Genomic DNA, 20,742 nt, shown 5'->3' on the forward strand with positions numbered 1-20,742 from the left:
GGCATCCGGCGAAATTGCTTGCCATTCGGACGAAGGCATGTTTTGACCGCGGGCTGCCGAGTGGGTAAATGTCCCGCCAACCGAAGGTGAACCATGTCGAGAGAGACCGCTCCCCATATTTTGATCGTTGAGGCCCGCTTCTACGACGACATGGCCGACGCCCTGCTCGAAGGCGCGACCTTCGCATTGACGGAGGCCGGCGCCACCTTCGAGGTCGTCACCGTTCCCGGCGCACTGGAAATTCCGGCGGCGATTGCCATGTCGCTCGATGGAGACGACAATGGCGGAACGCATTATGACGGCTATGTCGCCCTTGGCATGGTCATTCGCGGCGAGACCTATCACTTCGATATCGTGTCGAACGAATCCTCGCGCGCTTTGATGGATCTTGCGGTCAGCGAGTCCCTTGCCATCGGCAATGGCATCCTGACCGTCGAAAACGACGAACAGGCCTGGGCGCGCGTGCGCCGCTCGGAAAAGGACAAGGGCGGATTTGCCGCTCGTGCAGCTCTGACCATGATCGAGCTGAAGCAGAAACTGGGTGCATAACGAATGAACGACGACAAGACGGAACGGCCGGTCAAGACTGCGAACCAGCGGGGCGCTGCCCGTCTTGCTGCCGTTCAGGCACTGTATCAGATGGATGTCGGCGGCACGGGCGTTCTGGAAATCGTGGCTGAATACGAGGCGCACCGTCTTGGTCAGGAAATCGATGGCGCGACCTATCTGAAAGCCGATGCCGCCTGGTTCCGTTCCATCGTCTCGGGCGTCGTGCGCGATCAGGTCCGTCTCGATCCGTTGATTGCCGCAGCCCTGCAGGATGATTGGGCCTTGTCGCGCCTCGACAGCACCGTGCGGGCCATCCTACGCGCTGGCGTTTTCGAGATCACCGACCGCAAGGACGTTCCGGTGGCGGTCATCGTCACCGAATATGTCGAGATCGCCCAGGCCTTCTTCGACGACGACGAGCCGAAGCTCGTTAACGCCGTGCTCGACCGCATCGCAAAGCAGGTTCGCGGCGAGGCGAAGAAATAAGTCTTTAGCCGCCAAATAATCCCCCTACGTCTTTCTTCGTACTGCAATGGTTTTCGCCCGCTGCGGTCTTGACGCCACGTGATCGACCAAGCAATCTCCGCACCGCTTAGCTGTGGCATTTCTGTGGAGAGGAAGGCGATTCGGCGGCGTATCTGCCGGAGAAGGAGTGAGCTCCGGCCTATGGGAGGAAAGAGCGAAATGACGATTCTTTTATGCGTAATCGCATGCGGTCTGCTCTCGGTGGTTTATGCCGCCTGGGCAACCCGGTCGGTGCTTGCCGCCGATCAGGGCAACAGCCGCATGCAGGAGATCGCGGGCTATATCCGCGAAGGTGCGCAAGCCTATCTGACGCGCCAGTACAGAACCATTGCCATTGTCGGGGTTGTTGTTTTCATTTTAGCCTGGCTGCTTCTTTCCGGCGAGGCCGCGATCGGCTTCCTGATTGGCGCCGTGCTTTCCGGTGCTGCCGGTTTCATCGGCATGCACGTCTCCGTCCGCGCCAATGTGCGCACCGCTCAGGCAGCTTCCGTGAGCCTTTCCGCCGGCCTCGACATCGCCTTCAAGTCGGGTGCGATCACCGGCATGCTGGTGGCTGGCTTGGCGCTGCTTGGAGTTTCCATCTACTATACGGTCTTGACCATCGGGCTCGGCCATGAGAGCGGCTCGCGCGAAGTCATCGATGCGCTGGTGGCGCTCGGCTTCGGCGCGTCGCTGATCTCGATCTTCGCCCGTCTCGGCGGCGGCATCTTCACCAAGGGCGCCGATGTCGGCGGAGATCTCGTCGGCAAGGTGGAAGCCGGCATTCCCGAAGACGATCCGCGCAACCCGGCAACGATCGCCGATAACGTCGGCGACAATGTCGGCGACTGCGCCGGCATGGCTGCCGACCTTTTCGAGACCTATGCGGTCTCGGTCGTCGCCACCATGGTTCTCGCCGCGATCTTCTTTGCCGGCGCGCCGATCCTCCAGTCGGCGATGGTCTATCCGCTGGCGATCTGCGGCGCCTGCATCATCACCTCGATCATCGGCACCTTCTTTGTCAAGCTCGGCTCGAACGGCTCGATCATGGGTGCTCTCTACAAGGGCCTCATCGTCACCGGCCTGCTGTCGATCGTCGGTCTTGGCGCTGCCACCTCGCTCACCATCGGCTGGGGATCGATCGGCTCCGTCGCAGGCGCCGACATATCAGGCGCGAACCTCTTCTTCTGCGGCATCATCGGCCTCGTCGTCACCGCGCTGATCGTCGTGATCACTGAATATTATACAGGCACGGGCAAGCGCCCGGTCGTCTCGATTGCCCAGGCCTCGGTCACCGGTCACGGCACCAACGTCATCCAGGGCCTGGCCGTTTCACTGGAATCGACGGCACTGCCGGCGATCGTCATCGTTGGCGGCATTCTCGCCACTTACCAGCTCGGCGGCCTGTTCGGCACCGGCATTGCGGTCACGGCCATGCTCGGCATCGCCGGAATGATTGTCGCGCTCGACGCGTTCGGACCGGTGACGGACAATGCCGGCGGTATCGCCGAAATGGCGCATCTGCCGCCGGAGGTGCGCAAATCCACCGATGCGCTCGATGCCGTCGGCAATACGACCAAAGCTGTCACCAAGGGCTACGCCATCGGTTCTGCCGGTCTCGGCGCCCTGGTTCTTTTCGCAGCCTACTCCTACGACCTCAAATATTTTGCGGCGAATGGCGACAAGTTCCCATATTTTGCCGGCATCGGCGAAATTTCCTTCGATCTTTCCAACCCTTACGTGGTGGCGGGATTGATCTTCGGAGGTCTTATTCCCTACCTCTTCGGCGGCATTGCCATGACTGCCGTCGGCCGTGCGGCCGGCGCGATCGTCGAGGAAGTCCGCCGTCAGTTCAAGGAAAAGCCCGGCATCATGCAGGGCACGGAAAAGCCGGATTACGGCAGGGCGGTCGACATTCTGACCAAGGCCGCCATCCGTGAGATGATCGTGCCGTCGCTGCTGCCGGTGCTGGCGCCGATCGTCGTCTATTTCGGCGTGCTTCTCATCTCCGGCTCCAAGGCCTCCGCCTTTGCCGCCCTCGGCGCATCGCTGCTCGGCGTCATCATCAACGGCCTCTTCGTCGCCATCTCGATGACATCGGGCGGTGGCGCCTGGGACAATGCCAAGAAGAGCTTCGAAGACGGTTTCGTCGACAAGGACGGCGTGCGTCACATGAAGGGTTCGGATGCGCACAAGGCTTCCGTCACCGGCGATACGGTCGGCGACCCCTACAAGGATACCGCCGGCCCCGCGGTCAACCCGGCGATCAAGATCACCAACATTGTCGCGCTGCTGCTGCTCGCCGTTCTCGCCGGATGAGGCATGCCGCCCGGCTCGGCGCGGCAACGAACAGCGACCACTAAAAACCCCGCCGGAGTGATCCGGCGGGGTTTTCGTATAAGGCGTATCCGATCAGCGCAGGCTGCTTGGGTTCTGCGGCGTGCCGCCAGCACCACCGCCGAACAGGCTGCGGGCAGCACTCGCGGCGCTGCCGCCGGAAAGCATCTGTTGCAGGAAGGTGAGTTCCTTGCCGCCGGTCGGCGTGACGCGCCCGATCGTGTCGAACACCTTGCCGTCCTGCAGCGCATAGTTGGCGCGGCGGCTGACGACGCCGTCCTTGTCGAAATAGATCGCCAGAACGCTCTGATCGACGACCTTCAGTTTCTGGAAGGCGACCGCACGCGTGCGCCGCTGCGAGATGTAGTAGAAGACTTCGCCGTCGAAGGTCGCCGTCGTCGACGGGGTGCCGAGCGAAAGCAGCACTTGCTCGCGGCTGGAGCCTTCCGGAACCAGGTTCAGCGACTGCTGGTCGGCGACGTAGCCGCCGTTGAGAACGGTGCTGGTCTGGCAACCGGAGAGAGCGGTAGTGGAGGCAATTATGAGGGCAATGGCCGCATTGCTGAAGAATTTCATGTCAGACTTGAAATACCGTTTCTTCAACGACATCTACTCCCTGTGAGTGTCGATAGCAGCCATTCTGGGCCTTGCACGCTTTACCTCCTGCAAAACCATTGTGGCCATTCCGGGTCGAATCTCCCGAATTCGCTTCGCTGACGCGTCGAAGGCGTCGTCCTGAAACTGGCCATGATCGGCATTGCAATTCGCGCCTGCTTCGGTAAACCAGCTTTCGAAATCATGCAACAAGGCCAGACGCCAGCCGGCATGAAGAATGAGGCATTTCCGGAAAAAACAATGATCCTCGGGCTCTTCCGCAAGAAAAACAACAATCAGGCGATCGTCGACAGGCAATATGCGGCGTTGGCGGCGGCCGCGCGCATGCCGGAACTCTACGAGCGGCTCAATGTGCCGGATACGGTCATGGGCCGTTTCGAGATGCTGTCGATAGTCATGATTCTGTTTTTTCGCCGCACCCGTGCTTCCGCCACCAGCGGCCAGGAGATCGCCCAGGAGATCGTCGACGCTTTCTTCCAGGATATCGACTATTCGATCCGCGAACTCGGCATCGGCGACAACAGCGTGCCGAAGCGCATGAAGAAGCTCGCTGGCATGTTTTACGGCCGGCTCGAAGCCTATTCGAAGGCGATGGACACAGGCGATGCCGAAGCCCTCACTCTTGCCCTTCAGCGCAATATCTACCCTGAAACCGCGACGCCTGCCGATATGTCCGGCCTCGCCGGGTGGATGATGACCGCAGAATCGCATCTGTCCGCCGTAGCCGAAGAGGTGATCGCCACCGGTTCGGCAACGCTCCCGCCGGTCGCCTGCCCACCGGTCATCTGAAGGAGGAAACGATGCAGAATGATCGGGACGATGTTCCCTTCTCCTATCAAGTCAAGGTCGGCCACATCTCGGCCAACCCCGTCGAGGTCCATGTCGAGGCCGACGCCAGCGAACTGAAGGCGTTGGCCCGGACCTGGAACGTCGTCTCTGTCGACGATCTCGGCGCCGATCTGCAGATTGCCCGCTGGAAGCGCGACGGCGTGCGCATCAAGGGCCGCGTGCAGGCGAAGATCGTCCAGTCCTGCGTCGTGACGCTGGAGCCGGTCGAATCTGCCATCGACGAGAGCTTCGAGCAGATCTTCGTGCCGGAGGGCTCCAAGCTTGCCCGTCAGGCCGGCAACGACGCCGGCGAGATGCTGCTCGATCCCGACGGTCCCGACCTGCCCGAGAACTTTGTCGGCGATACGATCGACGCCGGCCAGGTGGTTGCCGAATTCGCCGCTCTGGCGATTGATCCCTATCCGCGCAAGCCGGGTATCGAATTCGCCGGCCATGTCGAAGACAGCGGCGAAGACGACAAAAAGCCCTCCGCTTTCGCGGCCCTCAAGGACTGGAAAAAGGACTGAAGCCCCTCTGGCATTTGACACAATTCAGTTGTAAGCGACGCCAAAACCGGTATTTTGGCCGAAATTTCGCCCTCGGCGAAAAGAAGGATCAGGGACGCGTGATCAGAATATCTCTCGACCTCATGGGTGGCGACTTTGGTCCCCAGGTTGTCATCCCCGGCGCCGCCAAGGCGTTGGATCGGCATCCGGATATTTCCTTCGTTCTCTATGGTCTCAAGGAACAGTGCGATCCGGTTCTCGCCAAGTTTCCGAAGCTCAGGGAAAAATCGCTCTTTCACGACTGCGAGCTTGCCGTCGCTATGGATGAGAAGCCGAGCCAGGCGTTGCGCCGTGGCCGCTACATCTCCACCATGTGGCGTTCGATCGAGGCGGTGAAGACGGGTGACGCCGACGTCGCGGTCTCGGCCGGCAATACCGGCGCGCTGATGGCCATGGCAAAGTTCTGTCTGCGCACTATGGCCAATATCGAGCGTCCCGCGATTGCCGCGATCTGGCCGACGCTGAAGGGTGAGAGCATCGTGCTCGATGTTGGGGCGACGATCGGCGCCGATGCGCAGCAGCTGATGGATTTTGCCCTGATGGGCGGCGCCATGGCGCGCGCTCTTTTCGAGGTCGAACGTCCGACGGTCGGTCTTCTGAACGTCGGCGTCGAGGAGATGAAAGGCCAGGAGGAGGTCAAGGAGGCCGGCCGGCTGTTGCGCGAGGCGAACATCGATTCGCTCGAATATTCCGGCTTCGTCGAGGGCAACGACCTTGGCAAGGGCACGGTCGACGTTGTCGTCACCGAAGGATTTTCCGGTAATATCGCGCTCAAGACCGCCGAAGGCACAGCCAAGCAGATCGGCGAATATCTGCGTGCCGCCATGTCGCGCACGCTGCTGGCCCGTATTGGCTACCTCTTCGCCAAAAGCGCCTTCGACATGCTTCGCGAGAAGCTCGATCCGAGCAAGGTCAATGGCGGCGTGTTTCTCGGCCTGAACGGCATCGTCATCAAGAGCCATGGCGGGGCGAATGCCGAAGGCATCGCAGCCGCCATCGAAGTCGGCTACGACATGGCCAAGAACGGCCTCAATCAGAAAATAGAAAACGATCTTAAGAAATATCATGCCAAGCGGCTGCCCCCGATGGGCCCGGAAGCGGCATGAGCGATGGGGTTCAATCAAAGATGATCCGTTCAGTGGTTCGCGGGTTCGGAGCCGCACTTCCGAAGCGCGTAATGACCAATCGTGACATGGAGGCCATCGTCGACACGTCAGACGAATGGATCGTCCAGCGCACCGGCATCCGCCAGCGTTATGTCGCCGGTGATGACGAAACGACGGCGTCGCTCGGCGAGGCCGCTGCGCGCGCAGCCCTTGCCAATGGCGGCCTGACGCCTGCCGATATCGATCTTGTCATCTGCGCCACCTCGACGCCTGATAACACGTTTCCGGCGACGTCAGTCAACATCCAGAACCGGCTCGGCATGAGCCACGGCTTCGCCTTCGACGTCCAGGCCGTCTGCACCGGTTTCGTCTATGCGGTGACGACCGCGGATGCCTATATCCGCGGTGGGCTGGCAAAGCGCGTTCTCGTCATTGGCGCCGAAACTTTTTCGCGCATTCTCGACTGGAACGACCGCACCACCTGCGTGCTTTTCGGCGACGGCGCCGGCGCGATCATCCTCGAAGCGACAGAAGGCGAGGGTACCGTTAGCGATCGCGGCGTGCTGACCGCACATCTGCGTTCCGACGGCTCGCACAAGGAAAAGCTCTATGTCGATGGCGGCCCGTCGACGACGGGCACTGTCGGCAAGCTGCGCATGGAAGGCCGCGAGGTCTTCAAATACGCCGTCGGCATGATCACCGATGTTATCCAGGCGGCTTTCGATTCGACCGGCACCACAGCCGATGACCTCGACTGGCTGGTACCGCACCAGGCCAATCGCCGCATCATCGACGGTTCGGCGAAGAAGCTGAACATCGATGCCGCGAAGGTCGTCATCACCGTCGACCTGCACGGCAATACGTCGGCTGCCTCGATCCCGTTGGCACTTGCGACCGCTGCCGGCGACGGCCGCATCAAGAAGGGTGACCTGGTGATGCTCGAAGCGATGGGCGGCGGCTTTACCTGGGGTGCGGTTCTGCTGCGCTGGTAGGCACGAAACCTAAAAAACTGGCGGCGAACAAGAGCTTGACCGTAAGGCGCAAGACAAATACTCTTCGTGCGATTTCACAAAATATTTGTATGGGCGGGGAAACCATGACCGGAAAAACAGTGACGCGAGCAGACCTGGCGGAATCCGTTTTCCGAAAGGTCGGGCTTTCCCGGACCGAATCTGCCGAACTTGTGGAAACCGTCATCGACGAGATCTGCAACGCCATCGTGCGTGGCGAAACCGTCAAGCTTTCCTCCTTCGCCACCTTCCAGGTGCGCGACAAGAACGAGCGGATCGGCCGCAACCCGAAGACCGGCGAAGAGGTTCCGATTTCCCCCCGCCGGGTCATGACCTTCAAGGCGTCGAACGTGTTGAAGACACGCATCCTCAAATCGCATGTCGCTCGCAAGATCAAGCTGAAGCCGCTGAATCCGGCTCCCTGATAATCGGCTCCCGTTTCGGAAACGGCTTTTTTTCTCTATCGCGCTCTCCATCCTTGTGCGCAACGTCAAGACATGACTTGAATTGTCGGCGCCAAACCGTTGAAATATGATGAGTCGCCGTAGGATCGAGCCGCGAGGTCGCGTAGCAGCATGACGTTGGACAAGAGCCCCGATGCCTTTCGCACCATCAGCGAAGTCGCAGACGATCTTGATCTGCCGCAGCATGTGCTGCGCTTCTGGGAGACGCGGTTTCCCCAGATAAAGCCGATGAAGCGCGGCGGCGGCCGTCGCTACTATCGGCCGGAGGACGTGGACCTCCTCAAGGGCATCCGGCATTTGCTCTATGATCATGGCTATACGATCAAGGGTGTGCAGAAGCTTCTGAAGACCAATGGCAACAAGTTCGTCATATCAGTCGGCCATGGCGATCTCGCGAGCGTCGAGGCGCTCGCGTCGGGCGTGCAGGACATGGGTGCAGGGGAACCGCGCGTCGGCATGGCCGATGAAGACCAGATCGTCGGCCGCGCCAAGCCGCCGATCACCCGCCGGTTCTTCAATTTCGTCGCCGGAGACGACGAGCAGGAAGTTTCGATCGGCAAATCGAGCATTGGCAAGGAAGACAGGGCGCTGCTGCAGGAGGCGCTCTACGACCTCCTGGAATGCAAGCGTCTGCTCGATCAGGTGCGCTGAATAGGAAAGTCAGGCTTCGGTAAGCCGCTTCATCGCCTGTTCGAGTTCGCTGAGCTGGAAGGGTTTTTGCAGCACGGGCAGCGTGCTTGGGCTGCTGCCATCAGGCGGCGTGCCGTATCCCGTCGCATAGAGATAGGGTTTTCCGCGTTCGTCGAGCAGCTTTGCGACCGGCAACGAACTCTGCCCGGCAAGCGAGACATCGAGAATTGCAGCGTCGAACTCCGTATCCCTGGCGGCTGTCAGCGCTCGTTCCAGGTCGGGCGCGCTGGCGCAGACCCGGTAGCCGAGATCGTCAAGCATGTCCTCGAGCAGCATGGCAATCAGCGCGTCGTCTTCGACGATGAATATGTCTTTCATGATCCCGTCCACCCATTGCCCCTTGCTAAAGCATGTCGCGCAAAAGTGTGCTGCGGTTTTGCGATAACGACATGCGTAAAAACAAAGACCTAAAGCGCAAGGAGCCAATCTGAAAGATTGCGACACGCTTTAGGCATGAGGTTTATGTGGCCGCTTGCACGGCTCGTCAAGACGTCGTGGCCGGCAGTGCGAGAAACAGCATATTGCCGGTTGAAATTCGATGTGCAAAAGCTGGAGTGCCGTCTCCGCAACGTCTCCTGCATAATTTCCTTAAATCGGAATCGATTTATGAATAAAATTATGCAGCAATTCAAAGCGTTGCAGCGTCTTTTGCGGCTCTCGAAAAGACATGGCGGCGCTGTAAGAAGGGGTGTCGAATGGATTTGCTGAGTGCCACGGATTGGCTGCGTCACAGGCCAGGTTTTACATATCCGCTGGCCATTGCCTTCGTTGGCCTGACGTTTCTTCTGAGGCTTGCCGCCAGCGACACTCTCTCCGAGTTTCCCTTCCTGAGCTTCCTTCCGGCGATATTGCTCGCGAGTTTCATAGGCGGCGCCGGGCCGGGCTTTGTCGCGACCTTGGTTGCCGGTTTCATTGTCCAGCAGTTTTTCGTCGAGCCGCACAATGTTTTCTGGCCGGCCAGCGCCGCCCAATGGGTCGGGCTTTCCGCCTATCTCATCAATGCCGTGATCATCGTCGGCCTGATGGAGATGATCATCATCGCCCATGGCAGGCAGAGCCGCCTTCGCAGCGAGCTCAACAGCTTCAACACGCGCCTCGAACAGACAGTGGTCCAGCGCACTGCCGAGCTCAGGCACGAGATGGAAGAGAATGCCGCCGCTCAGGCGCAGGTTCGCCAGCTGCAGAAGATGGAAACGATCGGCCAACTGACCGGCGGTGTCGCCCATGATTTCAACAACATGCTGGCGATCATCATCGGCAACCTCGATCTCGCCCAGCGGCGCCTGATTGGCAACGAGGATCCTCGCCTGCTATATTCCATCCAGAATGCCAGAGATGGTGCGCAGAGAGCGGCGGTGCTGACCGCGCGTCTTCTCGCCTTCTCGCGCCAGCAACCGCTCGCCCCGGAGGTGATCGACCTCAACAAGCTGGTCGGCGGCATGTCGGAGCTGCTGCGGCGCACGCTCGGCGAGCACATCCGGATCGAGACCGTGCTTGCCGGCGGCCTTTGGCCGAGCTTTGCCGATTTGAGCCAGCTCGAGAATGCCATCCTGAACCTTGCCGTCAACGCTCGCGATGCCATGCCTGGTGGCGGAAATCTGACGATCGAGACCGCCAATACCGAACTCGACGAGCGATATTCGCGTATGCATTCGGAGGTCGAAGCAGGTCAATATGTGATGATCAGCATCACCGACACCGGCACCGGCATGTCGCCGGAGGTGATCGAACGCGCCTTCGACCCGTTCTACACGACCAAGGGACCCGGCAAAGGCACAGGTCTCGGCCTCAGCCAGGTCTACGGCTACATCAAGCAGAGCGGCGGCCACATCAAGATCTATTCGGAGATCGACAGGGGCACGACGTTGAAGATCTATCTCCCCCGTCATGTCGGCACGGCGGGTGCCCGGTTGAACGTCGCCGGCGCCCAGCCGCTTCCTCAGGGCAGCGTCAAAGATACGATCCTGGTGGTGGAGGACGATGAGAACGTCCGCACCATGACTGCCGAAAGCCTGCATGAACTCGGTTACACCGTGTTGCAGGCGGCTAGCGGCATGGAGGCGCTTATGCTTCTGGAGCAGAATGCGGCAGTCGACCTGATCTTCACCGATATCGTCATGCCGCAGATGAGCGGACGCCAGCTTGCCGATATCGTCCAGGAAAAATGGCCGACGATCCGGATCCTCTACACGACGGGTTACACCCGCAATGCCATCGTCCACAATGGCGTGCTTGATCACGGCGTTTCCCTGCTTGCCAAGCCCTTCAGCCTGGAGCAGCTCGCTCATAAGATCCGCGAGCTTCTGAATGTCGCGGTGAGGGTGGGAGACGAGCGGACGTGAAGCCGGAATACGGCCGCACGTCCGCAATTCTCTATCCGCGTTATTCCAAGACCTGGATGATGCGATGCGTCTTCGGTTCGACGATCACGCGCCGCTCGTTGACGACCGTATAGCCATAGCCGTCGATATTTGGCACGGTATGCACTTCGACGGTATCGGGCAGCGTCGCGCCGACCGCGATATCGCCGTCATAGACGACGGATGGCGTGTTCTGCTCCATCACATAGGTGCGCACCTCGCCGGGCAATACGACGGAGCCGGTCGGTGCGGGATCGGTGACGATGACGCTGCTCTGCGCGAAGGCGGCGGAGCTGATGGTCAGCATGGCGGCCGCAGCCAGCATGGTCTTGCGCATGGGATTTCTCCTTTCTACCTGAGACATCAAGGCAACGCTGGTCATGCGGCATAGTTCCCCGCGGACTTTTCGCGACAGCAGTAACAGACGCAATGAGAGTATTTAAGTTGTTACTAAATTAATTTTTGCATCATACGGTTGAGCCGTTTGAACAGCGTTCGAAAAGAGTGCAGATGGTGATGTTAGAGCTCGCTTGTTTACTTTTCGCTAACCATGTTGGACGTTTATTCTGAACGGACGACCAACCGGTCGTTGATTCGACGATCCGTCGCGTTTCGACTTGCGAGTGGATCTCTGGAAGACGATTGCGGCGGCTCGAGACATGCGCTTGCGGAAGACCATATTGCTGTTGGCCGTGGCGGGCATGATGGCCGGCTGCACATCGACAGGCGGTGTACGCCAGCCTTCCGGACCAGAAACCGTGGCGCCTGAAAAGGCGCTGGTGCTGCCGCCGCCGGGCGGCCCGTCGATCGTCAGCGTCGTCGAACGCAAACGCGGCAACGGCGTCGAGCAGACGATCTCGCTGTTTACCTCATCCTCCGTGCCCGGTCAGAATTCGCTGAAGATCCAGTTCTTCGGCGCTTCGGGGGCCAATCCCGGCGCCGGCAATGCCGGCTTCAGCATGATCAATGAGAGCGGCATTGCCCGCGAGGTGGCCCGTTCGGCCCCCGGCGTGCCGATGGCGACGTCGGCGACCTTCCTGCAGAACGCCTATGGTCCCTTCGGCTATGCCTCCGGCCGCAGCCGTAGCGGCGACACCTGCCTCTATGCCTGGCAGCAGATCCGCTCGAGCACCAACGCCAATACGCAGGCGCGCAATTTCGGCATGATCCAGTTGCGCCTGCGTCTCTGCGATGCGGGTGCCAGCGAGCGCCAACTGCTCGGCATCGTCTATGGCTACACCGTCACCGGCACCTTCGACGGCGAGGTCTGGAACCCTTACGGCAATCCGCCGCCTGCCCATGCTGCGCTCGGGCGCACCGGCGCGCCGATCTATCCCGACGAAGAGGGTTATCGCGCCAGCCCAATGCCGATCGGCTACGAGCCGGCGCCTGCCATTGTGAGCCGGCCGCGGGCAGCTGCCGTTCGCAGCGCCTCGACCGCGCAACCGGCTCAAGGCGTCGCAGCGGCGCCGGCACCCATCGGCCCGCGCGTGCCGCTGCCGGGTGAGGCGCCACAGACGAGCGCAAGGCCGCCTGCGGCCGCTGCGCCAATCGAACAATCGGTAAGGGCGATCGGCGTCACCGTGCCTTCGCCCGACTGCGTAGGCGACGCCGCCATGACGGCCGCCTGCCGGAGATAATGAGCATGCCCGCGGCCTGATTGGCACCGGTTGAGCAATTTCGAAGGAACGTCGATGCGCAAAGCCCGCAGTGTCATCATATGGGCCGTGGTTTCGCTCTGCATGATCGTGCTGATCACGCTGCCGGTTAACCTGCAGACCCAGCTCATCACCAGCATCACGGTCGTGACTGTCATGGCGCTGATCAAGATTCTGAAGGGCGAGGGGACCTGGCGCCTGGTGGCGCTCGCCTTCGGCACGTCGATCGTGCTGCGTTATGTTTACTGGCGCACCACCAATACGCTGCCGCCTCTGAACCAGTTGGAAAACTTCATTCCCGGCCTGCTGCTCTATCTTGCCGAAATGTATAGCGTCGCGATGCTGGCGCTCAGCCTGTTCATTGTTGCCACACCGTTGCCGTCGCGCCCCTCGCGTGCCGCCAACCCCGGGCGCCTCCCGCATGTCGACGTCTTCGTGCCATCCTACAACGAGGATGCCGGCCTTTTGGGAAACACACTGGCCGCCGCCAAGGCCATGGATTATCCGGCCGAAAAGCTGCATGTGTGGCTGCTCGACGACGGCGCGACCTTGCAGAAGCGCAACTCCGGCAAGCTGCTCGAAGCCCAGGCGGCCGCGGCCCGGCATATCGAGTTGAAGCAGCTCTGCGACGATCTCGATGTCCACTACCTCACGCGCGACCGCAACGAGCACGCCAAGGCCGGCAACCTCAACAACGGCATGAAACATTCGACCGGCGAACTCATCGCCGTCTTCGATGCCGACCACGCGCCGGCCCGCGATTTCCTGCTCGAGACCGTCGGTTACTTCGAAGACGATCCGAAGCTGTTCCTCGTCCAGACCCCGCACTTCTTCATCAATCCCGATCCGCTGGAACGCAACCTGCGCACCTTCGACAAGATGCCGAGCGAGAACGAGATGTTCTACGGCATCATCCAGCGCGGCCTCGATAAATGGAACGCCGCCTTCTTCTGCGGTTCGGCCGCCGTTTTGAGCCGCAGGGCGCTCGAATCCCAGAACGGCTTCAGTGGAATCAGCATCACCGAGGATTGCGAGACGGCGCTGGCGCTCCACGGCAGCGGCTGGAACAGCATCTATGTCGACAAGCCGCTGATCGCCGGCCTGCAGCCGGCCACCTTCGCAAGCTTCATCGGCCAGCGCAGCCGCTGGGCTCAGGGCATGATGCAGATCCTGCGTTTCCGCTTTCCGCTTCTGAAGCGCGGCCTGACGATCCCGCAGCGTTTCTGCTATATGTCCTCCACGCTGTTCTGGCTCTTCCCGTTCCCGCGCACGATCTTCCTGTTTGCGCCGCTCTTCTACCTGTTCTTCGACCTGGAAATCTTCACAGCCTCGGGCGGCGAGTTCCTCGCCTACACGCTTGCCTATATGCTCGTGAATCTGATGATGCAGAATTACCTCTACGGGTCGTTCCGCTGGCCCTGGATTTCAGAGCTCTACGAATATGTTCAGACCGTGCATCTGCTGCCGGCAGTCGTCTCCGTCATGCTCAATCCGCGAAAGCCGACTTTCAAGGTCACCGCCAAGGACGAATCGATTGCCGTCAGCCGACTGTCGGAAATCAGCCGTCCGTTCTTCGTCATCTTTGCGGTTCAGATCGTCGCGCTCGTCATCACCATCTACAAAATCTATGCCGAGCCCTATAAGGCCGACGTCACGCTCGTCGTCGGCGGATGGAATCTCATCAACCTGATCATGGCTGGCTGCGCGCTCGGTGTCGTGTCGGAGCGCGGCGAGCGCGCCTTGTCCCGTCGCGTCCGCGTCAACCGGCGCTGCGAATTCGGCGTCAACGGCAAGTGGTACGCGGCCTCGATCGAGGACGTTTCCGTCCACGGTGCCAGGCTTCACATCTTCAACAAGCAGCTCGACGAGATGCTGGTTGGCGCACTCGGAGAGATCCGCTTCCGGCCCTATAGCGGCGCGGAACTGGAAACCCTGCCGCTCATCGTCCGAAATATCGAGCCGACGGGCGATATCAGCAATGTCGGTTGCCAGTACATGCCGAAAAGCGCACTTGATCATCGCCTGATCGCCGACCTGATGTTTGCCAATTCCGATCAGTGGACAGAGTTCCAGGCCTCGCGCCGTCGCAATCCGGGCCTGATCCGTGGCACCATCTGGTTCCTCGGCCTGTCGTTCTACCAGACGAGCCGCGGCCTCATTTACTTCTTCCGCAGCATGCGGCCGGAGAGGGAAGCCCAGCAGAAGGCGGCAAAGGTCAACGCCGGATGAGAAAGATCGTCGCTGCCTCGCTTCTCCTGCTGAATGCCTCCGCCTTCGCCTTCGCCCAGGCGCAGACGGCGCCCTTCGACATGTCCGGCGAGCGGCCGCCCGGGGCATCCGTTACCCCGAGATTGACGTCGCCTACGCCGCCCGCAACCCCGGCCGCTCCTGTTCCTCCGGCGGTCGTCGCCCAGCCGCAGCCGGCGGCGCCTGCGCCCCAGCCAGCCGCCACGGCAAATACCGCCGTGCCGCGCCCCGGTGATGTCCGTCGCTATGTCGTGCCCTTTTCGCAACTCGGTCTCGGCGGCGAATACGATCGCCGGTCATGGTCGGTCTATCTGACGCCGGAGCAGGCGGCGGCCAAGGCAAGCTTCACCTTCGCCTACCAGAATGCGATCGTCGTCGCGCCCGAGGCCTCGGCGCTGACCGTCTATCTCAACAACCGCCCGATCGGCCAGCAGCGCGTCGGTTCGCCGGATGGCCCGTCGGCCGTCACGTTCGAGGTTCCGCCCAGTCTGCTGCAGCCCGGCGCCAATCTCGTCACCTTCGAAGCCGATCAGCGCCACCGAACAGATTGCAGCATCCAATCGACTTATGAACTGTGGTCGAATATCGATCCGGCCGGAACCTTTCTGAGCTTTACCGGCAGGGATGTCGCCCAGCTATCGAGCGCCGACGCAATCCGCGCCATCGGCGTCGACGGTGCCGGCAAGACGGAGTTCGATATCGTTGTCCCGGCGCTGGAGCAGCCGGGAACCACCAAGCCGCTGCTACGGCTGGCGCAGGGCCTGTCGGTGCTGAGCAGCATGCCGAACCAGATCTTTGCCTTCAGCACTGCTTCGCTTCCGGCCGGCGGGCCTGGCAAGCTCAGCGTGCTCGTCGGTACTGCGGCAGAACTGCGGCCGATCTTTCCGGGCCTGCCGCCCGGTGCCGAAAGTGCGGCACTCGCCGCTTTCGTCACCGATCCGCGCAGCGGCTTGCCGGTACTTCTGATCAGCGGCCCCTCCTGGCAGGCGGTCTCCTCGGCGATCGATACCATCGTCTCGCCGACAGACCGGTCCTCGGATATCCGCCGAGACGTGTTGACCACCGAGCGCTGGAGCGCGCCGAACGCGCCGCTGGTCTTTTCCGGTACGAATATCGCCCTGTCGCAGCTCGGCGTGAAGACCACCGAATTCTCCGGCCGGCGGTTGCGGACCAGCTTTAATGTTGCCGTACCGGCCGATTTTTATGCCAATGCCTATGGCGAGGCGAAGGTGCTGCTCGACGCCGCCTATACCGATAACGTAATGCCCGGCAGTCACATCGATATCTACGTCAATGACAACATCGCCTCCACCGTGCCGATCACGACGACATCAGGCGGCATTCTCCGTCATCTGCCGATCCGCGTGACGATGCGGCACTTCAAGCCCGGCCTCAATTCGGTGGCGATCGAGGCGATCCTGATGACCAAGGACGATGCCGTCTGTGCGCCGGGCTCGACCGCCGGCGCCACCCCGCGCTTTGCCCTGTTCGATACCTCCGAACTGCAAATTCCGGATTTCGCCCGCGTCGGTCAACGTCCGAACCTGGCGGCAATGGCCGGCACCGCCTATCCCTATGGCCGGGCCACGGAACCGACGCCGCTTTTCATCGACCGCATCGATGCCGACACGCTTTCGGCAGCCGCCACGCTGCTCGGTCAGATGGCGATCACCGCCGGCCATCCGATCGCCGTTGAAACCGTCGCCTCGCCGAATACGATCGGCGATCGTGACGCGATCTTCATCGGCTCCATCTCGCAGATGCCGGCAACCGCGCTGTCGCAGACCAATATCGCCACGGCGAGCCAGGCCTCGTGGCATCCCGTGGCCGATACGCAGGCGGGCGTCGTCGATACCGGTACGGCCTTCGAGGAGTGGAATTCCAAGGTCAGCGGCGGTGTCTTGCGCAACCGGATCACTGCGTTCCGCGAGTGGGTGTCGCGTAATTTCGATATCTCCCGCAGCTCGCTGCAATTCATCCCCGGCGCCGAGCAGATTTTCACGCCGGCCAACGCCGACACGCTGCTGATCGCACAGGGCTCCAGCCCCGCGGGAGCCGGCGCCTGGACCGTGGTGGCGGCGCCATCGGCGAAGGATTTGCGCGAAGGGCTCGAGGTTCTGACCACGCAGCTGAACTGGCCGCAGATATCGGGCCACATCACCACCTATTCGAGCAAGACAGGCAAGATCGAGACCGTGCCCGTCACCCGTTTCGATTTTGTGCCGTCCACACCCTGGTCGATCTCCAATTACCGCCTGATCGCCGCCAACTGGCTGTCGACGAATATCCTCTCCTATGCCTCCCTGCTGGTCGTCTTCGTGCTGCTGATCGGGGTCACCACGTCAAGCATGCTCAGAAGACTGGGTCGGTCGAAATGAGGCGGTGGCGCGCACTCCTGCTTGCGGCATCGGTCGCGCTCGCTCCCGGGGGAGCGCCCGCCGTTGCGCAGCAGGCAATGATCAATGCCGGCGCATGGTCGGCCTACAAGGCGAAGTTTCTCGATGCGACCGGCCGCATCATCGATAACGGCAACGGCAATATCAGCCACAGCGAAGGGCAGGGTTATGGCATGCTGCTCGCCTATCTCGCAGCCAGCCCTGCCGACTTCGAGCAGATCTGGTATTTTACCCGCACGGAGCTGCTGCTGCGCGACGATGGCCTGGCCGTCTGGAAGTGGGATCCGAACGGCAAGCCGCACGTCACGGACACCAACAACGCCTCGGATGGCGACATGCTGATCGCCTATGCGCTGGCGCTTGCCGGCACGGCGTGGAAACGCAACGACTATATCCTCGCCGCCTCCCGAATGGCGCAAGCCCTGCTTGCCGAAACCGTTGTGCACTCGTCCGGCCACACGCTCCTGCTGCCGGGGAGTGAGGGTTTTGCCGCTACCGACCGTGAAGATGGCCCCGTCGTCAACCCGTCCTACTGGATTTACGAGGCGATCCCGGTGATGGCGGCGCTCGCTCCCTCGGATGCCTGGCAAAAACTATCGGACGACGGCTTAACGCTGTTGAAGACGATGCAGTTCGGGCCGCGCAAGCTTCCAGCCGAATGGGTGAGCCTCAGCGGCCAGCCGCAGCCGGCACAGGGTTTCGACGCCGAGTTTGCCTATAATGCCATCCGCATCCCGCTCTATCTCGCTCGTGGCGGTGTCACCGACAAGGCGCTGCTAACCCGCCTGCAACAAGGGATGTCGCAAGACGGCGTTCCCGCCACGATCGATCTGAGCACCGGCCGGCCGAAGGCTGTATTGTCGGATCCTGGTTATCGTATTGTTAACGATGTTGTGGCCTGTGTGGTCGATGGGACCAAGTTGCCGGTCTCGGCCCTGCAATTTGCGCCCGCACTCTATTATCCGTCCACGCTCCAGCTGCTGGGGTTGGCCTATATTGGGGAGAAGCATCCGGAGTGTCTGTGAAGTCTTCTCTCGTGGCGGTTTCAGCGGCAGTTGTGGTGGCGACCCTCGTCACCGGGCTGAAAGATCGTGCCGCTTTGCAGGAAAAGTTCGGCCTTGGGGCCGCCGGCAAGCCGTCGCCGGAGCTGATGATGATGGGCCGCATCAAACCGACGGATGGTCCTGCCGGCGATCCCGAGTTCAACGCGCAACTCGTCGCCGACAAGATAGAGGCGATCACTTCCCCGCCGCCAGCACCGGACAGGTCCGAGCCGGATGCCGCTGCATCGCAGCCTGCGGCACCTCAGACGGCTGCTCCGCCGGCTCAGACGGTCGCCCAGCCGGCACCAGTCACACCCCCCATCGTTTCCAAGCCGCCGGCACCACAGCAGGCGGCCGCGGCGCCGCAGCCTACCGTCGATGAAAGTGCGCTTCGTTATTTCGCCAGCCGCGGCGACAAGGTGCGCCTGCAGGCCGAAATCTCCCGCCTTCAGGCGCTCTATCCGAACTGGGTTCCGCCAGCCGATCCGCTCGCCGTGCCGCAGAATGGCGACAAGCAGCTCGAGGCCATGTGGCAGCTCTATTCCGATGGCCGCTATGCGGAACTGCGCAAGGCCGTCGCCGACCGCCAGGCAGCCGATGCCGGATGGCAGCCGCCGGCCGATCTGCTCGACCGGCTTGACGTCGCCGAGGCCCGTGCCCGCCTCGTCAATGCTTCGGACCTCAAGCAATATGCGACTGTGGTCGATATCGCTGCCGCAACACCGAGCCTGCTCACCTGCAGCGAGGTCGATGTTCTCTGGCGCGTGGCCGAAGCCTTCATCCAGACGGAGAGGGCGCAGCGCGGCCAGGACGCCTACATCTATATCCTGAAGAACTGCACCAATCCGGCCGAGCGGCAGGCGACGGTCGAGAAGGCCTCGACGCTGCTTGCCTACCAGCCGATGCAGGCGCTGCTCGCGCTGGAGAGGCCTGCCGCCGACGGCAACAAGGAATTCGACGCGATTCGCGACAACCTCGCCCGACGCTTCATGGCCGAGGGCGATGACGATCCGAATCTCGCCATCGCGCCCGATTATATCGCCCGCCTCGAAAAACTCGCCGAGACGGAGGGGCTTGCCCCCGATGCGCTGCTGCTCGGCTGGTACCAGCTTCGCCGCAACAATGATGCCGATGCCGAGAAATGGTTCCGTGCCGCCCGAGCCAAGCAAGATTCGGCGACCGCTTCGCAGGGGCTGGCGCTGGCGCTGATCGCCCGCAAGGCGCCTAAGGAAGCCGAAGAGGTGATGTTCCGCTGGCGCACCGATTCCGAGGATGCGACATCAACCTATCTCGCCGCCACCGCCAACCTGATGGCGCTGCAGCCGCCGGCCGATCTGGCCGAAGACGTGCTGCACCGCATCGCTGGCGAGGTCATCGCCCGCAAATACGTGCCGACGGCGCAGCAGTTCGGCTGGTATGCCCGTTCCCTCAACCAGTTCCAGACCGCCGCACGCTGGTTCGAGACGGCGCTTGCCTGGAAACCTGATGACGAACCGTCCGCCTATGGCCTTGTCATCACCCGCGAGCAACTGAGCGACCGCAAGGGCGTGCTCGACCTCCAGCGCGCCTGGGCCGGCCGGTCGAGCCGGATCACCAATCTCGAAGACACGTCCTCCCTGATGCCGAACGCCGTCACGCCGCCGCCGGCGAAGGGGGGGCTTGTCGCACAGCAACCGGCTCAACCGGCGCAGCGCCCCCCGGCCGAGCCGCTTCCGGCAGAGCGCCGCGTGATCCTGCAGCCGGGTGCGGAAGTGGTCGTTCGTGCGGCGAGACCGGCGATGGACACGGTGACCGTCCCGCGCGGCCCGCGCCAGACGCGCGGCTGCTCGAGGACCATCGACGCGGGGCAGCTTAAGCCGGCCGACGCGCTGTCGCGCGGCTGGTGCCTGATGGATATCAACCGGCCGATGGAGGCGATCTCGGCCTTCGAGGCCGCATTGCAGAGCCCGGCCCGCAAGGTCCGTGAAGACGCAGCCTATGGCCAGAGCCTTGCCTATCTCCGCGCCGGTCTTTCCACCAATGCCGCTGTCGCGGCCACCAAGGCGCCGCAGAACCGCCAGCGCGCCGCCGAGCTTCAGGTGGCGATCCTCGCAGACCGTGCGCTTTCGGCCTTCGATGCCGGCCGTTATCGCGAAACTCTCATCTATCTCGATCAGCGCGCCCAGCTGCAGCAGGAACGCATCGACCTGATGGTTCTGCGCGGCTATTGCTACCTCAATCTCAAAATGTACGGCGATGCGACCCGTATCTTCGAAGCCACTGCCGCAACCGGCAGCCGCGACGCCGCCCGCGGTCTTGCCGACGTCCGTAACGTCACGCATCCAGACACCAACAACTGACGTTGACGCCGTTTCCGCTCTCCGCTACTC

The 20,742-nt window shown here is 61.9% G+C and carries 18 protein-coding genes; 15 read left to right on the plus strand and 3 right to left on the minus strand.

The features are described from left to right. The first annotated feature begins 93 nt into the window (after positions 1 to 93). From ribH to BA011_RS04030, 3 genes are all read left to right on the plus strand, one after another. Positions 94 to 549 carry a 6,7-dimethyl-8-ribityllumazine synthase gene (gene ribH, locus BA011_RS04020; protein ID WP_064653893.1) on the plus strand — a complete coding sequence of 152 codons (456 nt, stop codon included), beginning with the start codon at positions 94 to 96 and terminating at the stop codon, positions 547 to 549. Positions 550 to 552: 3 nt separating this feature from the next. Beyond that, positions 553 to 1,035 (plus strand): transcription antitermination factor NusB, encoded by a 483-nt coding sequence (gene nusB, locus BA011_RS04025; RefSeq protein ID WP_017959878.1) that lies wholly within the window; start codon positions 553 to 555, stop codon positions 1,033 to 1,035. A gap of 198 nt (positions 1,036 to 1,233) precedes the next feature. Beyond that, entirely contained in the window at positions 1,234 to 3,372 is a 2,139-nt protein-coding gene (locus BA011_RS04030) for a sodium-translocating pyrophosphatase (protein WP_065279531.1), read from the plus strand. Between the two features lie 93 nt (positions 3,373 to 3,465). Here BA011_RS04030 and BA011_RS04035 read toward each other — a convergent pair whose 3' ends face one another. After that, positions 3,466 to 3,999 (minus strand): outer membrane protein assembly factor BamE, encoded by a 534-nt coding sequence (locus tag BA011_RS04035; RefSeq protein ID WP_012756899.1) that lies wholly within the window; start codon positions 3,997 to 3,999, stop codon positions 3,466 to 3,468. A gap of 138 nt (positions 4,000 to 4,137) precedes the next feature. Here BA011_RS04035 and BA011_RS04040 point away from each other — a divergent pair, with 138 nt between their 5' ends. From BA011_RS04040 to BA011_RS04065, 6 genes are all read left to right on the plus strand, one after another. Then, positions 4,138 to 4,794 (plus strand): ubiquinol-cytochrome C chaperone family protein, encoded by a 657-nt coding sequence (locus tag BA011_RS04040; protein WP_065279532.1) that lies wholly within the window; start codon positions 4,138 to 4,140, stop codon positions 4,792 to 4,794. An 11-nt stretch (positions 4,795 to 4,805) separates the two neighbouring features. Further along, on the plus strand, positions 4,806 to 5,360 hold the full coding sequence (locus BA011_RS04045; protein ID WP_065279533.1) for a YceD family protein: 555 nt from the start codon (positions 4,806 to 4,808) through the stop codon (positions 5,358 to 5,360). A gap of 98 nt (positions 5,361 to 5,458) precedes the next feature. Then, the gene (plsX, locus tag BA011_RS04050) at positions 5,459 to 6,505 is read left to right on the plus strand and encodes a phosphate acyltransferase PlsX (RefSeq protein WP_026158621.1); all 1,047 of its coding nucleotides are present in this window, start codon (positions 5,459 to 5,461) and stop codon (positions 6,503 to 6,505) included. 20 nt (positions 6,506 to 6,525) lie between these two features. Continuing rightward, positions 6,526 to 7,497, plus strand: a complete 972-nt coding sequence (locus tag BA011_RS04055; RefSeq protein WP_012756903.1) for a beta-ketoacyl-ACP synthase III — start codon at positions 6,526 to 6,528, stop codon at positions 7,495 to 7,497. Positions 7,498 to 7,601: 104 nt separating this feature from the next. Next, a complete protein-coding gene (locus BA011_RS04060) occupies positions 7,602 to 7,940 on the plus strand; it encodes an integration host factor subunit alpha (RefSeq protein WP_003547228.1) in 339 nt (112 codons plus the stop codon). A gap of 150 nt (positions 7,941 to 8,090) precedes the next feature. Beyond that, on the plus strand, positions 8,091 to 8,630 hold the full coding sequence (locus BA011_RS04065) for a MerR family transcriptional regulator (RefSeq protein ID WP_065279534.1): 540 nt from the start codon (positions 8,091 to 8,093) through the stop codon (positions 8,628 to 8,630). 9 nt (positions 8,631 to 8,639) lie between these two features. Here the strand turns inward: BA011_RS04065 and BA011_RS04070 are convergent, their stop codons facing one another. Continuing rightward, entirely contained in the window at positions 8,640 to 8,987 is a 348-nt protein-coding gene (locus BA011_RS04070) for a response regulator (protein WP_065279535.1), read from the minus strand. Between the two features lie 377 nt (positions 8,988 to 9,364). Here BA011_RS04070 and BA011_RS04075 point away from each other — a divergent pair, with 377 nt between their 5' ends. Next, positions 9,365 to 11,011, plus strand: coding sequence for an ATP-binding protein (locus BA011_RS04075; RefSeq protein WP_065279536.1), 1,647 nt, complete (start codon positions 9,365 to 9,367; stop codon positions 11,009 to 11,011). A gap of 40 nt (positions 11,012 to 11,051) precedes the next feature. On the opposite strand, the gene BA011_RS04080 is transcribed toward BA011_RS04075, so the two are convergent. Then, the gene (locus BA011_RS04080; RefSeq protein WP_020049431.1) at positions 11,052 to 11,366 is read right to left on the minus strand and encodes a DUF1236 domain-containing protein; all 315 of its coding nucleotides are present in this window, start codon (positions 11,364 to 11,366) and stop codon (positions 11,052 to 11,054) included. Between the two features lie 322 nt (positions 11,367 to 11,688). Here BA011_RS04080 and bcsN point away from each other — a divergent pair, with 322 nt between their 5' ends. The 5 genes from bcsN to BA011_RS04105 are packed head-to-tail and all read left to right on the plus strand — an operon-like array spanning position 11,689 to position 20,712. Continuing rightward, positions 11,689 to 12,669 carry a cellulose biosynthesis protein BcsN gene (gene bcsN, locus BA011_RS04085; RefSeq protein WP_065279537.1) on the plus strand — a complete coding sequence of 327 codons (981 nt, stop codon included), beginning with the start codon at positions 11,689 to 11,691 and terminating at the stop codon, positions 12,667 to 12,669. A 54-nt stretch (positions 12,670 to 12,723) separates the two neighbouring features. Beyond that, the gene (bcsA, locus tag BA011_RS04090; RefSeq protein WP_065282404.1) at positions 12,724 to 14,916 is read left to right on the plus strand and encodes a UDP-forming cellulose synthase catalytic subunit; all 2,193 of its coding nucleotides are present in this window, start codon (positions 12,724 to 12,726) and stop codon (positions 14,914 to 14,916) included. Further along, positions 14,913 to 17,312: a cellulose biosynthesis cyclic di-GMP-binding regulatory protein BcsB gene (locus BA011_RS04095; protein ID WP_065279538.1), complete on the plus strand. Its 2,400-nt coding sequence runs from the start codon at positions 14,913 to 14,915 to the stop codon at positions 17,310 to 17,312. Before bcsA ends, BA011_RS04095 begins: the two co-directional genes overlap by 4 nt. After that, positions 17,309 to 18,355, plus strand: coding sequence for a glycosyl hydrolase family 8 (locus BA011_RS04100; RefSeq protein WP_065279539.1), 1,047 nt, complete (start codon positions 17,309 to 17,311; stop codon positions 18,353 to 18,355). The genes BA011_RS04095 and BA011_RS04100 overlap by 4 nt, the downstream gene beginning before the upstream one ends. Next, positions 18,352 to 20,712 carry a cellulose synthase gene (locus tag BA011_RS04105; protein WP_065279540.1) on the plus strand — a complete coding sequence of 787 codons (2,361 nt, stop codon included), beginning with the start codon at positions 18,352 to 18,354 and terminating at the stop codon, positions 20,710 to 20,712. Before BA011_RS04100 ends, BA011_RS04105 begins: the two co-directional genes overlap by 4 nt. Positions 20,713 to 20,742: the final 30 nt, after the last annotated feature.

The sequence above is a fragment of the Rhizobium leguminosarum genome (assembly GCF_001679785.1).
GTDB classification, from domain to species: domain Bacteria; phylum Pseudomonadota; class Alphaproteobacteria; order Rhizobiales; family Rhizobiaceae; genus Rhizobium; species Rhizobium leguminosarum_R.

Bases quoted from the DNA above. Each gene is read 5' to 3' on its own strand.
- BA011_RS04100 (WP_065279539.1), top strand. From the start codon at position 17,309: ATGAGGCGGTGGCGCGCACTCCTGCTTGCGGCATCGGTCGCGCTCGCT.
- ribH (WP_064653893.1), top strand. From the start codon at position 94: ATGTCGAGAGAGACCGCTCCCCATATTTTGATCGTTGAGGCCCGCTTC.
- BA011_RS04095 (WP_065279538.1), top strand. From the start codon at position 14,913: ATGAGAAAGATCGTCGCTGCCTCGCTTCTCCTGCTGAATGCCTCCGCC.
- BA011_RS04075 (WP_065279536.1), top strand. From the start codon at position 9,365: ATGGATTTGCTGAGTGCCACGGATTGGCTGCGTCACAGGCCAGGTTTT.
- BA011_RS04045 (WP_065279533.1), top strand. From the start codon at position 4,806: ATGCAGAATGATCGGGACGATGTTCCCTTCTCCTATCAAGTCAAGGTC.
- BA011_RS04070 (WP_065279535.1), bottom strand. From the start codon at position 8,987: ATGAAAGACATATTCATCGTCGAAGACGACGCGCTGATTGCCATGCTG.
- BA011_RS04080 (WP_020049431.1), bottom strand. From the start codon at position 11,366: ATGCGCAAGACCATGCTGGCTGCGGCCGCCATGCTGACCATCAGCTCC.
- BA011_RS04055 (WP_012756903.1), top strand. From the start codon at position 6,526: ATGATCCGTTCAGTGGTTCGCGGGTTCGGAGCCGCACTTCCGAAGCGC.
- BA011_RS04030 (WP_065279531.1), top strand. From the start codon at position 1,234: ATGACGATTCTTTTATGCGTAATCGCATGCGGTCTGCTCTCGGTGGTT.
- bcsA (WP_065282404.1), top strand. From the start codon at position 12,724: ATGCGCAAAGCCCGCAGTGTCATCATATGGGCCGTGGTTTCGCTCTGC.
- BA011_RS04035 (WP_012756899.1), bottom strand. From the start codon at position 3,999: ATGTCGTTGAAGAAACGGTATTTCAAGTCTGACATGAAATTCTTCAGC.
- BA011_RS04065 (WP_065279534.1), top strand. From the start codon at position 8,091: ATGACGTTGGACAAGAGCCCCGATGCCTTTCGCACCATCAGCGAAGTC.
- nusB (WP_017959878.1), top strand. From the start codon at position 553: ATGAACGACGACAAGACGGAACGGCCGGTCAAGACTGCGAACCAGCGG.
- BA011_RS04060 (WP_003547228.1), top strand. From the start codon at position 7,602: ATGACCGGAAAAACAGTGACGCGAGCAGACCTGGCGGAATCCGTTTTC.
- bcsN (WP_065279537.1), top strand. From the start codon at position 11,689: ATGCGCTTGCGGAAGACCATATTGCTGTTGGCCGTGGCGGGCATGATG.
- BA011_RS04040 (WP_065279532.1), top strand. From the start codon at position 4,138: ATGATCGGCATTGCAATTCGCGCCTGCTTCGGTAAACCAGCTTTCGAA.